At 54.1% G+C, this 13,104-nt stretch carries 13 protein-coding genes and 1 pseudogene; 5 read left to right on the top strand and 9 right to left on the bottom strand.

Features of this window, described 5'->3' with window-relative positions; all coding sequences use genetic code 11:
* Positions 1-94 precede the first annotated feature (94 nt).
* Complete coding sequence (locus HMPREF2954_RS02670; protein ID WP_039404675.1) at positions 95-772, top strand: energy-coupling factor ABC transporter permease; 678 nt, start codon at positions 95-97, stop codon at positions 770-772.
* A gap of 57 nt (positions 773-829) precedes the next feature.
* Here HMPREF2954_RS02670 and HMPREF2954_RS02665 read toward each other — a convergent pair whose 3' ends face one another.
* Positions 830-2,605, bottom strand: coding sequence for an assimilatory sulfite reductase (NADPH) flavoprotein subunit (locus tag HMPREF2954_RS02665; RefSeq protein WP_045072467.1), 1,776 nt, complete (start codon positions 2,603-2,605; stop codon positions 830-832).
* A gap of 270 nt (positions 2,606-2,875) precedes the next feature.
* Between HMPREF2954_RS02665 and HMPREF2954_RS12840 the strand changes: the two are divergent.
* Positions 2,876-2,983: pseudogene (locus HMPREF2954_RS12840) on the top strand (IS5/IS1182 family transposase); the annotation flags it as partial.
* A 240-nt stretch (positions 2,984-3,223) separates the two neighbouring features.
* Here HMPREF2954_RS12840 and HMPREF2954_RS02655 read toward each other — a convergent pair.
* From HMPREF2954_RS02655 to HMPREF2954_RS02640, 4 genes are all read right to left on the bottom strand, one after another.
* Complete coding sequence (locus tag HMPREF2954_RS02655) at positions 3,224-4,606, bottom strand: phosphomannomutase/phosphoglucomutase (protein ID WP_045072562.1); 1,383 nt, start codon at positions 4,604-4,606, stop codon at positions 3,224-3,226.
* Positions 4,607-4,726: 120 nt separating this feature from the next.
* Positions 4,727-5,569, bottom strand: a complete 843-nt coding sequence (gene ypfJ / locus HMPREF2954_RS02650; protein WP_045072561.1) for a KPN_02809 family neutral zinc metallopeptidase — start codon at positions 5,567-5,569, stop codon at positions 4,727-4,729.
* Positions 5,570-5,712: 143 nt separating this feature from the next.
* On the bottom strand, positions 5,713-6,147 hold the full coding sequence (locus HMPREF2954_RS02645) for a hypothetical protein (protein ID WP_045072560.1): 435 nt from the start codon (positions 6,145-6,147) through the stop codon (positions 5,713-5,715).
* Positions 6,140-7,447, bottom strand: a complete 1,308-nt coding sequence (locus tag HMPREF2954_RS02640) for a homoserine dehydrogenase (RefSeq protein ID WP_045072559.1) — start codon at positions 7,445-7,447, stop codon at positions 6,140-6,142. Before HMPREF2954_RS02640 ends, HMPREF2954_RS02645 begins: the two co-directional genes overlap by 8 nt.
* Positions 7,448-7,689: 242 nt before the next feature.
* Here HMPREF2954_RS02640 and HMPREF2954_RS02635 point away from each other — a divergent pair, with 242 nt between their 5' ends.
* Together HMPREF2954_RS02635 and tpx are read left to right on the top strand one after the other, a co-directional pair.
* Positions 7,690-8,064, top strand: a complete 375-nt coding sequence (locus HMPREF2954_RS02635; RefSeq protein ID WP_045072556.1) for an Mth938-like domain-containing protein — start codon at positions 7,690-7,692, stop codon at positions 8,062-8,064.
* A gap of 149 nt (positions 8,065-8,213) precedes the next feature.
* On the top strand, positions 8,214-8,708 hold the full coding sequence (tpx, locus tag HMPREF2954_RS02630; protein WP_045072554.1) for a thiol peroxidase: 495 nt from the start codon (positions 8,214-8,216) through the stop codon (positions 8,706-8,708).
* A 68-nt stretch (positions 8,709-8,776) separates the two neighbouring features.
* Here the strand turns inward: tpx and HMPREF2954_RS12645 are convergent, their stop codons facing one another.
* The 4 genes from HMPREF2954_RS12645 to HMPREF2954_RS02615 all read right to left on the bottom strand — a co-directional run bounded on the left by HMPREF2954_RS12645 (position 8,777) and on the right by HMPREF2954_RS02615 (position 11,770).
* Positions 8,777-8,941 carry a hypothetical protein gene (locus HMPREF2954_RS12645; protein WP_168165589.1) on the bottom strand — a complete coding sequence of 55 codons (165 nt, stop codon included), beginning with the start codon at positions 8,939-8,941 and terminating at the stop codon, positions 8,777-8,779.
* The gene (gene hemF, locus HMPREF2954_RS02625; RefSeq protein ID WP_045072552.1) at positions 8,941-9,846 is read right to left on the bottom strand and encodes an oxygen-dependent coproporphyrinogen oxidase; all 906 of its coding nucleotides are present in this window, start codon (positions 9,844-9,846) and stop codon (positions 8,941-8,943) included. The genes HMPREF2954_RS12645 and hemF overlap by 1 nt, the downstream gene beginning before the upstream one ends.
* A 163-nt stretch (positions 9,847-10,009) precedes the next feature.
* Complete coding sequence (gene glyA / locus HMPREF2954_RS02620) at positions 10,010-11,260, bottom strand: serine hydroxymethyltransferase (RefSeq protein ID WP_045072551.1); 1,251 nt, start codon at positions 11,258-11,260, stop codon at positions 10,010-10,012.
* Positions 11,261-11,392: 132 nt separating this feature from the next.
* A complete protein-coding gene (locus tag HMPREF2954_RS02615) occupies positions 11,393-11,770 on the bottom strand; it encodes a hypothetical protein (RefSeq protein ID WP_045072548.1) in 378 nt (125 codons plus the stop codon).
* A gap of 135 nt (positions 11,771-11,905) precedes the next feature.
* Here HMPREF2954_RS02615 and HMPREF2954_RS02610 point away from each other — a divergent pair, with 135 nt between their 5' ends.
* Positions 11,906-13,063: a sugar transporter gene (locus tag HMPREF2954_RS02610; RefSeq protein ID WP_045072547.1), complete on the top strand. Its 1,158-nt coding sequence runs from the start codon at positions 11,906-11,908 to the stop codon at positions 13,061-13,063.
* The last annotated feature ends 41 nt before the right edge of the window (positions 13,064-13,104 follow it).

Genomic DNA, 13,104 nt, shown 5'->3' with positions numbered 1-13,104 from the left:
GATGAAACAAAACCGACAAGGCTTTGTTTCCTTTCGGTTGTGCGAATCCACTATAATCAGGTCGTCTGAAACGCTTTTTAAACATTGAGGATATATGCTTTTCCAAACGGGATGGTTTTCGGGTTTGATTTTGGCCGCTGCATGGTGCGTGTTGGTTTTATTGTTGGCATTATCCGCGCCGAAGGCTTATCGTGATTTTCGAAAACATGGCTCGGCTGCCGCATTGGCAGGGATTATTTTGGCGTCGGTCTGGAGCTTGAATGCCACCCCTGACGGCGGGCAGCTTGCGGGGATGAGTTACCATCTTTTGGCGGTCAACCTGATTGCCTTGATGCTCGGTGTCCCGCTGGCATTTTGGGTCTGTGCGTTGCTGTATTTGCCCTATGTTTGGATATTTGGCTCAGATTGGCAGGCTTATCCGGTCAATGCGCTTGCGTTGTTTCTGCCTGCGCTGGCGGTCAATTTGCTGTCGCGCGCCTGGGTCAACCGGCTTCCCGCCAATATTTTTATCTTCATTTTCGTCAATGGTTTTTTAGCATCCGCAGCGGGTATGCTGCTGACCGGGGGTGTTTTGGTCGGCATATTGGACAGGGTGCGGGCTTTTCCTGAAACGGCATTGTGGAGTACGGCATTTCCCGTGTTTTTCCTCATTGCATGGGCGGAGGCGTTTTTAAGCGGTATTACCGCCGCTATTTTTATTGCGTTAAGGCCGCAGTGGATTAATACGTTTGATGACGGACGCTACTTGAAACCGTCGAATAAGATTTGGTAAAAGGTCGTCTGAAAACCCGATTTGGGCTTTTCAGACGACCTTTCGTTTGGGGCGGTATCAATAAACGTCGCGTTGGTAGCGTTTGTCTTCACGCATTTCGTTGAGATAGTCTTCGGCATCGTCGCGGCTGAGTTTGCCTTGGGTTTCGATGACGTCGAGCAGGGCGGTTTCTACGTCGCGTGCCATGCGGGTGGCGTCGCCGCAGACGTAGAGGTGTGCGCCTTGTTGCAGCCAGTTCCAGACTTCGGCGGCGTGTTCGGCGATTTTGTGTTGGACATAGACTTTGTGTTCGCCTTGTCTGCTCCATGCCAAGTCGGCGCGGGTGAGTATGCCGTCTTTGCGGTAATCGCTCCATTCAAGCTGGTACAGGAAGTCGTCGGCGAGGCGTTGGTTGCCGAAGATGAGCCAGTTTTTGCCGTTGTCGCCGTTGGCGGCGCGTTGCTGCATGAAGGCGCGGAAGGGAGCGATGCCTGTGCCTGCGCCTATCATGATGACGGGGGTGTCGCCGTTGGCGGGCAGGCGGAAATTGGGGTTGGGTTCGACGAAGACGCGTACTTCGCCGCCTTCTTCAAGGCGTTCGCCCAGATAGCCTGAGGCTGCGCCGGTGTAGGTGTTGCCGTGGTGTTCGAAGCGGACGACGCCGACGGTCAGGTGGACTTCTTCGCCGACTTCGTCTTGCGCGGAGGCGATGGAGTAAAGGCGCGGGGTTTGGGGGCGGAACAGTTGGAACAGGGTTTGCGCGTCCAGCGGATGGGGGTGGGCGGCGAAGACGCCAACGGGCGGGGTGGCGGCGAGGTAGGCGTCCAATCGGGCTTTGTCGGCGGCTGTGGTTTTGAGTTCTTCGCTGCCGGACAACTCGGCATATTGCTGCACGAGCGCCGGCGTGTTTTGCGTGATGTCGGCGGACTCGGTCAGGGCGGTGCGGATGTCGGTTTCGAGGTCGTCTGAAAGGCGGATTTTTTCTTCGCCGCTTAATTGGTGCAAATCGAGGATTTCTTGAACCAAAGCGGGAGCGTTGAGCGGGAGTACGCCCAATGCGTCGCCTGCCTGATAGTGCAGCCCGGAACCGGACAGGTCGATTTCGATGTGCTCCACGTCTTTCTCGGCAGAGCGGGACGTGATTTTTTGGCGGACGGACAGGGTGGCGGTATAGGGTTTGTCTTTGGTATAGACAGTGCCTGCGGTTTGAAGGGCAGCAGGTGTTGCAACGGATGCTGCGGCGGTTTGCACGGCAAGCTCGGCAACTTGTGGGACGACGGCTTCTATCCACGCGTCGGCGGCGCTTTGGAACTCTAAATCGCAGATGCCCAAGTCGTTCAGACGACGTGCGCCCAGTTCGGCGAATTTGGCGTCAAAGTCTTTGCCCGCTTGGCAGAAATTAGGATAGGAAGAATCGCCCAAACCCAAGACGGCAAAAGTGAGTTTGCCCAAATCGGGGGCTTTTTTGCCGAAGACGAATTTATACAGCGGCAGGGCTTCTTCGGGCGGCTCGCCCTCGCCTTGCGTGGATGTTACCAATAACATGATGTCTTCATCGGGCAGGGTTTTGCTTTTGAAGTCCCCCGCGCTGCTCAATACGGCTTCTACGCCGGCGTTTTTGAGTTTGGCGTGTAAAGATTCGGCAACGCCGCGCGCATTGCCCGTTTGCGAGGCGGATAAGACCAACACGCGTCGCGCGGGGGCTGCAACGGCGGGAGCTGCGGAAACACTCAAACCGCCCGCCGCCCCTTGACTTTGCGCCCAGCAGTAGCCGGAAAGCCAAGCGAGCTGTGTAGGCGAGAGGGCGGCGAGTTGTGCGGAAAGTTCGGCGGGAAGCGGGTTGGCTGGGGTCATATCAGTTCCTTTGTGCGGACGGCTGCTTGAGGCAGAGCATGTGCCTGCGCGGCTTTAATTGTTTAGTTGAATGGTGATTTTTTTGAAAACAGTGGCGATACTGTAAACAGGTCGTCTGAAAAACGGAAAGAATGCTTGGTTTTAATTTAATGCGATTTCGTTATATTCTGGATTGGGGAAAGGGAGAGAAATGGTGATAGAGTCGTGTTTTCAGACGATATGGCTATCATCTTTCGGATTGGCAAAACACGAATAAATAAGAAATTTTTTCAATATAGTGGATTAAATTTAAATCAGGACAAGGCGACGAAGCCGCAAACATTACAGATAGTACGGCAAGGCGAGGCAACGCCGTACTGGTTTAAATTTAATCCACTATAAAATTGGTGGTTTTATTGCGTATCACTGCCGACGGTTTGGAGAAGGCAAAAAAATACTGCGACCAAGCCTGAAAAATAACCGATGATCCGAATTGTACAGAATATTTTTGCAAAGGCAGCGGGCATTTGAAGGGGAGTGAACTAAAGCTGAATTTTGTATGGTCAGATAAAAAAAGTCGTCTGAAAACCTGCAATATCGGTTTTCAGACGATCTTTCGAGCTTTAAAGCATTAACCGTTTACAGCGGCCATTTCAGCGCGGGATTGCTTTCGATGACGGCTTTGAACTGGTTTTGAATCCGCTTAATGGCTTCGTCGGAATCCGCCTCGAAGCGCAACACCAAAATCGGCGTGGTATTGGACGCGCGCATCAGGCCGAAGCCGTCGGGGAATTCTACGCGCAAGCCGTCGATGGTGATGATTTCGGTCGCGCCTTCGAATTTGGCTTTGGCGGCGAGTTCGTCGATAATCTGATGGCCGTTGCTGCCTTCGGGCAGGTCGATGTTGAGTTCGGGCGTGGAAATGCTTTGCGGCAGCTTGTTCAAGACTTCGGACGGATTGTCGAAGGCAGACAGGATTTCCAAGAGGCGCGCGCCGGCGTACAGACCGTCGTCGAAGCCGAACCAGCGTTCTTTGAAGAAGACGTGTCCGCTCATTTCGCCGGCAACCAGCGCGCCGGTTTTTTTCATGGTGGACTTGATGAAGCTGTGGCCGGTTTTTTCCATGACGGGTTCGCCGCCGTGTTCTTTAATCCACGGAGCCAGCAGGCGGGTGGATTTGACGTCGAAGATGACTTTCGCGCCGGGGTTACGGCTCAATACGTCTTGGGCAAACAGCATGAGCTGGCGGTCGGGATAGATGATGTTGCCGTCTTTGGTGACGACGCCCAAGCGGTCGGCATCGCCGTCAAAAGCCAAGCCGATTTCGGCATCGCTGTTTTTCAGTGCGGCAATCAAATCTTGCAGGTTTTTCGGTTTGGAAGGATCGGGATGGTGGTTGGGGAAAGTGCCGTCCACTTCGCAGAAAAGTTCGGTCACTTCGTTGCCCAAACCTTTGTAGAGTTTGCCTGCGAATGCGCCGCCTACGCCGTTGCCCGCGTCGATGGCGATTTTCATGGGGCGTTTGAGTTTGACGTGGCCGACGATGTGGTTGTGGTATTCGCCGGAGATGTCTTTTTCGGTTACGCTGCCTTTTTTATCGGAAGCGGTCAGTTTGTCGGCTTCAATCAGAGCGAGCAGTTCTTGGATGGCTTCGCCTGCGAGGGTGTCGCCGCCGAGCATCATTTTGAAGCCGTTGTAATCGGGGGGGTTGTGGCTGCCGGTAATCATCACGCCGCTGCCACCGCATTCGTTGATGGCGGCGAAATAAAGCATGGGGGTGGCGACCATGCCGACATTGAGGACGTCGATGCCGCTGTCGGTAAAGCCGCGTTGGATGTGTTCCATCAATTCGGGACCGCTCAAGCGTCCGTCGCGTCCGAGTGCGATGCGGGTGATGCCTTTTTCGGCGGCTCGGGTGGCGATGGCTTTGCCGATAAGGTAGGCGGCTTCGTTGGTCAGGGTTTTGCCGACAATGCCTCGGATGTCGTAGGCTTTGAAGATGTCGCGGGCAATGTTTGCCATGATGGTTTCCTTTGTGATTGTGAATGGAAAACAGGCTTATTCTAACATAGGCAAAGGTCGTCTGAAGGCTTTCAGACGACCTTTGGGGGTTACATCAAATAACATTTACTGCGTTTTCAATCAATTGCCGAAAGTGTTGCATTGGTTGATGTCGCCGCTGTCCAAACCGCGTTTGAGCCATGCCATGCGCTGTTCGGACGAGCCGTGTGTAAAGCTGTCGGGAACGACGTAGCCCTGCCCGTCTTTCTGCAGGCGGTCGTCGCCGACGGATTCGGCAGCCAGCATGGCTTTGGGGATGTCTTCGGGTTTGAAGATATTATTGTTGACGGCGTAATGCCCCCAAATGCCCGCGTAGCAGTCCGCCTGCAATTCGAGTTTGACGGAAAGGGCATTGGCTTCTTTTTTGCCGACCTGTTGCTGCATTCTGTGGACTTTAGGCAGGATACCGAGCAGGTTTTGGACGTGGTGTCCGACTTCGTGCGCGATGACGTAGGCAAACGCGGCATCGCTGGCAGAGTTGAGTTTGGTCTGCATATCCCTATAAAAGTCTAAGTCGAGATAGACTTTTTGGTCGCCCGGGCAGTAAAACGGGCCCATTGCCGATTGGCCCATGCCGCAGGCGGTGGATGTGCCGCCGTTGTATAACACCAGCGTGGTCGGGGTGTAATTTTGTCCGTGTTGCTTGAAATAGCTGCCCCAAGCTTTTTCCGTGTCGGCGAGGACGACGCGGGCAAGTTCGTTCAGTTCGGCTTCTTCTTGAGGTTTGAGCTGGGAGGTTTGGGTTGAACCCGTACCCATGGAAGGCGTGCCGACCAAGCCGCTCAAATCGACGCCGTAATAAGCGCCGATCAAAACGACAATGATACCGAGGATGCCGGGCGTCCTCCCGCCGCCGCCTCCTCCGCCGCTGCTGCCGCGTCGGTCTTCTACGTTTTGACTCTGTTCGCGTCCTTTCCAATCCATCTTGTGTGTTCCTTGTTGTGAAGTGATATGGGGCGGATTATACCGTGAAGGGGCGGCGTGATGCCTGCCTATATTGAGAAAAGGTCGTCTGAAAAAACAAACGGAGTTTTTTCAGACGACCTTTTTGCCATGTCAAAAACGGATTATTCCGCCTTCAAACCTGCCACACACTGCTTGTCGCGATCTTCAAACGCTTGCGCGCCGCCAAGCAGGTCGAGCTGCTCTTGCGGGCTGAGTTTGCCCAATGAACGGATTTGATCTTCGGAAAGTTTGTCCAAAGGCTTGTCCCACATACAGGTACAGTAATCGGTGGCGAGTTTGCTGTTGTTTGAATCCAAGCCCCTTTCTTTCAAATCGTTTTGCCATTTTTCGGCAAAGGGGATGTTTTTCACACAAGACTCAAAGATGTTCTGCTTCGCCTGCGGTTTGGACATGGCGCATTGGGAGAGCAGGGCGGTCGCGGCGAGCAGTGCCAAAATGACCCACGCCCAAATGCGGATGGTGCGGATTTTGGATTTCGCTTTTTTACGCGCCGCGGCTTGCTCTTCGGCGGACATTTCGTTTTTCGGCTCAGTCATGCAGGCTTTCCATGCGGATCATGGTGATCGGTTTTTCCACGCAGCTTAATGCTTCAATGGCGGCAATGGCGCGCTTGATGTTTTTCTCGACCGTGCTGTGGGTCAGAATCACGATTTCGGCGGTGGTTTGGTCGATGACGCCTTTTTGGATTAAGGCTTCGATGGACACGTTTTCTTTTGCCAAAAGCGCGGCGATTTGTCCCAGCGTGCCCGGTTCGTCTTTGGCTTGGACGCGCAGGTAGTAGCTGCTGGTGATTTCGTCCATAGGCAGGATGGTTTGCGCTTGGACTTGGGCGGGTTGGAACGCCAGATGCGGTACGCGGTGGTCGGTATCGGCTTCAATCAGGCGTGCGATGTCGATGATGTCGGCAACCACGGCGGAAGCGGTCGGCAATGCGCCCGCGCCCGCGCCGTAATATAAGGTTTCGCCGACCATATCGGCGTTGACGCGTACGGCGTTCATCACGCCGTTGACGTTTGCCAAGAGGCGGCTTTCGGGGATCAGGGTCGGATGGACGCGCAATTCGATGCCTTTGTCGGTTTTGCGGGTAATGCCCAAAAGTTTGATGCGGTAGCCGAGTTCTTCGGCGTATTTGATGTCGCGGCTGTCGAGTTTGCTGATGCCTTCGAGGTAGCAGGCGGGGAAGTTCATCGGCGTACCGAATGCCAGCGCACTCATGATGGTAATTTTGTGGCCTGCGTCGTTGCCTTCGATGTCGAAGGTCGGATCGGCTTCGGCGTAGCCCAATGCTTGCGCTTCTTTCAATACGTCGGCAAACGCGCTGCCTTTTTCGCGCATTTCGGAGAGGATGAAGTTGCTGGTGCCGTTGATGATGCCGGCGATGCTGCGGATGCGGTTGGCGGCGAGGCCTTCGCGCAGGGCTTTGATAATCGGGATGCCGCCTGCCACAGCAGCTTCAAATTGCACCATGACGTTTTTTTCTTCCGCCAGCGGGAAGATTTCGTTGCCGTATTCGGCGAGCAGTTTTTTGTTGGCGGTAACGATGTGTTTGCCGTTTTCAATGGCTTTCAACACCGCATCTTTGGCGATGCCGGTACCGCCGAACAATTCGACGACGACATCGACGTCTTCACGCGCGACCAGTTCGAACGGGTCTTTGACGAAGGCTGCGGACGGGCAGATTTGGCGGGCTTTTTCTTCGCTCAAGTCGCATACGGCACTGATGCGCACTTCGCGTCCCAAACGGCGGCTGATTTCCGCCGCATTGTCCTGCAACACGGCAGCCGTACCGCCGCCGACCGTACCTAAACCTAAAAGACCGATGTTTACTGGCTTCATTGTGCCTCCTTGTGAGCCGATTCTCTTAAATCAAAAAGTAAAAACAGAAATTCAGAAAGCCCGAAACGCACCGCCGCCGCAGATTGATATAATGCTGATTTTGCAAGGGCGGAAGACGCAGGCTAAAGTCGCCCATCCTACCTGAAATTGCCTGATTTTGCACCTTTTTTACGGAACGCGGTGAAAGGGCGGCAAGCCTGTTTGCAATAGATGGATGAAGCCGAGAAGGAAACGGAAGAAAAATGCTGATAGAAGAAAACAAAACCGATGAAACCCTAAGCCTGACCGCTTATCGGGCGGGCGCAATCGAAGCGGGCGGCAAAACCTACACCGCGCCCATCATTTGGCGCAACGGCAAAATCGAAGCAATGAACGTGCAAACGCCGTTCGAACTGACTGCCGCTGACCTGTTTCAGACGACCTCCGAATCGGACGGTTTGCCCGAAGTCATCATCATCGGCACAGGGGAGAAGCAGCAGTTCCTCCATCCGAAAATCGCCGCCGAACTTGCCGCACACGGCATCGGGCTGGAATGTATGAACACAGCCTCCGCCTGCCGAACGCTGGTGTTGCTGCAAGGTGAAGGACGCAGCGTTTGGGCTTGGCTGTGGGTGTGAACGGGCATGACAAAGGTCGTCTGAAAATTTTAGACGACCTGTTTTGAGCATATCGCCTTTAATCCTTTAATTATGTATCGCTTGGCAAACAGATAAAAACCTTCTATCCTCGTCAATATTTTTCCGTCAACCCCAAAAAGGAAACCCTTATGGCTCAAATTACCTTCCAAGGCAACCCTGTCCACACTTCCGGCGACCTGCCTGCCGTCGGTCAAACCGCGCCTGCATTCAGCCTGGCTGCTGTTGATTTGACTGACAAAACTTTGGCAGATTTTGCTGGTAAGCGCAAAGTATTGAATATTTTCCCATGCGTAGATACCGGCGTATGCGCCCAATCCGTGCGTACGTTTAACCAACGCGCGTCTTCTTTGGACAACGCGGTTGTGCTGTGCATTTCAGCCGATTTGCCGTTTGCCCAAGCACGCTTCTGTGGTTCGGAAGATTTAGATGATGTTGTGAACCTGTCTACGTTCCGCAGCAGCTTTGCCGCCGATTACGGCGTCGCTCTGACCGACAGCCCGTTGCGCGGACTGACTGCGCGTGCCGTTGTGGTTTTGGACGAAAACGACAAAGTCCTGCACAGCGAACTGGTTGCTGAAATTGCCAACGAGCCTAATTACGACGCGGCTTTGGCTGTTTTGTAAACCAGGGTTTTAAAGCTGAAAAAGGTCGTCTGAAAAGTTTCAGACGACCTTTTGTCTTTCTTCCTAAACTATTTTGCAGGCGGCTTCAATTCAAACACTTCGGGATGCGCCTTGAAATATTCTACGGCGATAAATCCGCTGCCGATGATGATCACCAGGAACACCGCCATGACAATCATGGCAAGGATGAATTTATCCGAAGGATGGGCGTCGGGCTTTTGTTTATCCGCCATTATTGCATCTCCGAGAGCCAGTCGCGGGCGGTGAGAAACTCGTTCAGCCGCGCTTCGGGCGAACCTTCTTCGGGCGCGTATTGATACTCGAAACGCACCAAAGGCGGCATGGACATCAAAATACTTTCCGTGCGCCCGCCACTTTGCAGGCCGAACAGCGTACCTCTGTCCCAAACCAAATTAAATTCCACATAACGACCGCGCCGGTAAAGCTGGAAATCGCGCTCGCGTTCGCTGTATGGCGTGTTTTTGCGTTTCGCCACAATCGGCAGATACGCCTCGATATAGCCTTCGCCGACCACTTTGATGAAATTCAGGCAGGTATCGAAATCCCAGCGGTTCAAATCGTCGAAGAACAAACCGCCCACGCCGCGCGTTTCGCCGCGGTGTTTCAGGTAAAAATACTCGTCGCACCATTTTTTGAACTCGGGATAAACCGCTTCCCCAAACGGCGCGCACACGTCCCGCGCGACCGTGTGCCAATGCAAAATATCTTCTTCAAACGGATAAAACGGCGTCAAATCAAAGCCGCCGCCGATCCACCACACAGGCTCGCCGCCTTCCGGATACGCGATAAAAAAGCGCACGTTCGCATGGCTGGTCGGTACATACGGATTTTTCGGATGAATCACCAGCGACACGCCCATTGCCTCAAACGCCGCGCCCGCCAGTTCAGGGCGGTGCGCCGTCGCCGAAGCGGGCATTTTACTGCCCTTCACATGCGAAAAATTCACGCCCGCCTGCTCGAATACCGCGCCGTTTTTCAATACGCGGGTTTCGCCCACGCCCAACTTGCCCGTCCATTCTTCACGCGCAAACACCGCCCCGCCGTCTTCTTGCTCAAGCGCGGCGCAGATTTGGTTTTGCAGGTTTTTCAATACGGTTAAAACGGCTTCGGTATACATGGGTATTCCTTGCTTTTATGATGAGACGGAGTTCGTCGGGTTGATGAGAGAATTTAATTCGGTATTGTAGTCTGAAATGAGAAATTAAGGTCGTCTGAAAACCCTTTTTCAAGATTTTCAGACGACCTTTCCGTGTGACAAGATGTTTAAACGGGCAAGCCGGTTACGCGCCGTAAACGGGGTATTTGTCGCAAAGCGCGGTGATTTGTTTGCGGACGTTTGCCAGATTTGCTTCGTCTTCAGGATTTGCCAAAACATCGGCAACGAGGTTGGCAAGGACTCGGGCGTCGGCTTCGTTGAAGCCGCGCGTGGTCATGGCGGCGGAGCCGATGCGGATGCCGGAGGTAACGAACGGTTTTTCCGGGTCGTTCGGGATGGCGTTTTTGTTGACGGTGATGTTTGCTTTGCCCAATGCGGCTTCGGCGGCTTTGCCGGTGATTTTCATCGGTTGCAGGTCAACGAGGAAAACGTGGCTTTCTGTGCGGCCGGAAACGATGCGCAAGCCGCGTTTGACCAATTCTTCCGCCATGGCTGCGGCGTTGATTTTCACTTGTTTCGCGTATTGTTTGAACTCGGGTTGCAGGGCTTCTTTGAAGGCAACGGATTTGGCGGCGATGACGTGCATCAACGGACCGCCTTGCAGGCTTGGGAAGATGGCGGAATTCAACGCTTTTTCATGCGTGTTGTCGCGGCACAAAATCACGCCGCCGCGCGGACCGCGCAGGGTTTTGTGGGTGGTGGTGGTCACGAAGTCGCAGAATGGGACGGGGTTGGGATATTCGCCGCCGGCAATCAGGCCTGCGTAGTGCGCCATATCGACGAAAAGGTAGGCACCGACTTTGTCGGCGATTTCGCGGAATTTCGCCCAGTCGATTTGCAGTGCGTAGGCAGATGCGCCGGCAACGATCATTTTGGGTTTGTGTTCGAGCGCGAGGCGTTCGACTTCGGCGTAATCGAGGACTTCGTTTTCATCCAAGCCGTAGGTAATGGCGTTGTAGAGTTTGCCGGAAATGTTGACGCTGGCACCGTGGGTCAGGTGTCCGCCGTGGGCGAGGCTCATGCCGAGGATGGTGTCGCCGGGTTTGAGGACGGAGGCGTACACGGCTTGATTGGCTTGGGAGCCGGAATGGGGTTGGACGTTGGCGTATTCCGCACCGAAGAGTTCTTTGACGCGGTCGATTGCCAGCTGTTCGACGATATCGACGTATTCGCAGCCGCCGTAGTAGCGTTTGCCGGGGTAGCCTTCGGCATATTTGTTGGTCAATTGCGAACCTTGTGCCTCCATCACGGCGCAACTGACGTAGTTTTCGGAAGCAATCAGTTCGACGTGGTCTTGCTGGCGTTGGTCTTCTTGGGCGATGGCGGCTGCCAGCTCCGGATCATATTGGGCTAGGTTGACGCTTTTTGAAAACATCTTCTCGACTCCTTTGTCGGTTGGGAAACGGGGATTGATAAGTGGTGAACAATGTACCAAATCGGTTTGGATTGTCAACGATTTTATCTTTCAGACGACCCCTTTGCTGCTTGGAGGGTCGTCTGAAAAGTTTTATTTGAACAGATTGTCTTGTTTCAAATGAAAGTCGATTTTTTCGAGCAGGGCTTCGAGGTCGCTCTCGGCTTGGGCTGCGGCGAGGTTTTTGCCCAACTCTTCCAAAGCCAGCGCATCGAGCCTGCGGCGTTCGAGTTTGCGTGCTTCTTCGTTGAAGATTTTGATGTTGTCGGGCAGGATGAGCGGCGGCACGCTGCCGTCGGTCGTATAGAACGCTTCATCCGCAAACACGAACCCCTCCGGCAATGCAGGCGCATTGTCGTAGTCGGCATCGTTGACCGGCATCCACTCGGAATGCTGTTCCAACAGGACGAATTGCCCGTTCATGCCGTAAATATGGGCAAAACGGGAGAGCTTGGGGCGTTTGGTGTTCATGCAAAGATTGTATGCCGATGATGCGGGAGCGTCTAGAGTGGAAATTTGCGTCGTCGCAGTAAGAAGGTCGTCTGAAAGTAGTATAATTACAAAATCGATAAATTTTTGAAGACAAATATAAAAAGGGAAACCCCAATGTCAGCAAACACAAACAAACAATGGCTAAGCGTCATCGCCCTGGCGGTCGGCGCATTCATTTTCAACACCGCCGAATATATCCCGATTGCCCTATTGAGCGACATCGGCGCAACCTTCAATATGCCGCCGACCGAAGTCGGCATCATGATTACCGTGTATGCCTGGATTGTCGCGCTGCTGTCACTGCCGCTGATGCTGGCAACGAAAAACATCGAACGCCGAAAGCTGCTGCTCATCCTCTTCGCGTTCTTTACCCTCAGCCACATCGTTTCCTATTTCGCCCGAAGTTTCGAAATCCTGCTCGTCAGCCGTATCGGCATCGCCCTGACGCACGCCGTGTTTTGGTCGATTACCGCCTCGCTGGTGGTACGTGTCGCGCCGCAGGGTAAAGGCAATCAGGCTTTGGGGCTGCTCAGTACGGGGACGGTCATGGCGATGGTGGCGGGCATCCCGCTGGGGCGTGTTATCGGGCAACATTCAAGCTGGCAGTTCAGCTTTTTGCTTATCGGACTTTGCGCGGCGGCAGTCATGGGCATATTGGCGAAAAACCTGCCGCTGCTGCCCAGCGTGAACACAGGTTCGCTCAAAAGCCTGCCCGGATTGCTCAAGCGCAAAAACCTCATGCTGCTCTACGCGCTGACCGTCCTCCTGATTACCGCCCACTTTACGGCATACAGCTATATCGAACCCTTCGTCCTGCAAGCCGGCGGCTTCGCGCCCGAACAAGTTACCATCGTCTTGAGCCTGTACGGGCTGGCAGGGTTTGCCGCGTCGTATCTGTTCGGCAAATGGTTTGCCAAACACCAGCGCACATTCCTGCTGACCTCGGTATCCGTCATCATGGCTTCAACGCTCTGCCTGCTGCCCCTTGCCGCTTACCCGATAGCCGTTTACGCGCTGGTGTTTGTCTGGGGTATCGCCATCGTCGTCTTGAGCCTCGGCATGGTCTCCAAAGTATTGGACTTTGCCTCGGATGCGACGGATGTAGCCAACTCGATTTACTCAGGCCTCTACAACGTCGGCATCGGCGGCGGCGCGCTTTTGGGACATTACGTTACCGTCTGGGCAGGCATTTCCAACATCGGCTTTGTCGCCGCGATCTTGGCAGCGGCAGGATTAGGCGTGTGTCGGATGTTGGTTGAAATGCGGAAATAAGGGGGTTGAGACCTTTGCAAAAAAGCCTTTCCCCAAACAGC

It is taken from the genome of Neisseria sp. HMSC067H09 (assembly GCF_001814135.1).
GTDB lineage: Bacteria > Pseudomonadota > Gammaproteobacteria > Burkholderiales > Neisseriaceae > Neisseria.
This window is presented reverse-complemented; position numbering and strand designations above follow the sequence as displayed.

Excerpts from the sequence above, each read along its gene's own strand:
- tpx (WP_045072554.1), top strand. The coding sequence starts at position 8,214 with ATGGCTCAAATTACCTTCCAAGGCAACCCTGTCCACACTTCCGGCGAC.
- HMPREF2954_RS12645 (WP_168165589.1), bottom strand. The coding sequence starts at position 8,941 with ATGGCGGATAAACAAAAGCCCGACGCCCATCCTTCGGATAAATTCATC.
- glyA (WP_045072551.1), bottom strand. The coding sequence starts at position 11,260 with ATGTTTTCAAAAAGCGTCAACCTAGCCCAATATGATCCGGAGCTGGCA.
- HMPREF2954_RS02640 (WP_045072559.1), bottom strand. The coding sequence starts at position 7,447 with ATGAAGCCAGTAAACATCGGTCTTTTAGGTTTAGGTACGGTCGGCGGC.
- HMPREF2954_RS02645 (WP_045072560.1), bottom strand. The coding sequence starts at position 6,147 with ATGACTGAGCCGAAAAACGAAATGTCCGCCGAAGAGCAAGCCGCGGCG.
- HMPREF2954_RS02610 (WP_045072547.1), top strand. The coding sequence starts at position 11,906 with ATGTCAGCAAACACAAACAAACAATGGCTAAGCGTCATCGCCCTGGCG.
- HMPREF2954_RS02615 (WP_045072548.1), bottom strand. The coding sequence starts at position 11,770 with ATGAACACCAAACGCCCCAAGCTCTCCCGTTTTGCCCATATTTACGGC.
- hemF (WP_045072552.1), bottom strand. The coding sequence starts at position 9,846 with ATGTATACCGAAGCCGTTTTAACCGTATTGAAAAACCTGCAAAACCAA.
- ypfJ (WP_045072561.1), bottom strand. The coding sequence starts at position 5,569 with ATGGATTGGAAAGGACGCGAACAGAGTCAAAACGTAGAAGACCGACGC.
- HMPREF2954_RS02655 (WP_045072562.1), bottom strand. The coding sequence starts at position 4,606 with ATGGCAAACATTGCCCGCGACATCTTCAAAGCCTACGACATCCGAGGC.
- HMPREF2954_RS02665 (WP_045072467.1), bottom strand. The coding sequence starts at position 2,605 with ATGACCCCAGCCAACCCGCTTCCCGCCGAACTTTCCGCACAACTCGCC.
- HMPREF2954_RS02670 (WP_039404675.1), top strand. The coding sequence starts at position 95 with ATGCTTTTCCAAACGGGATGGTTTTCGGGTTTGATTTTGGCCGCTGCA.
- HMPREF2954_RS02635 (WP_045072556.1), top strand. The coding sequence starts at position 7,690 with ATGCTGATAGAAGAAAACAAAACCGATGAAACCCTAAGCCTGACCGCT.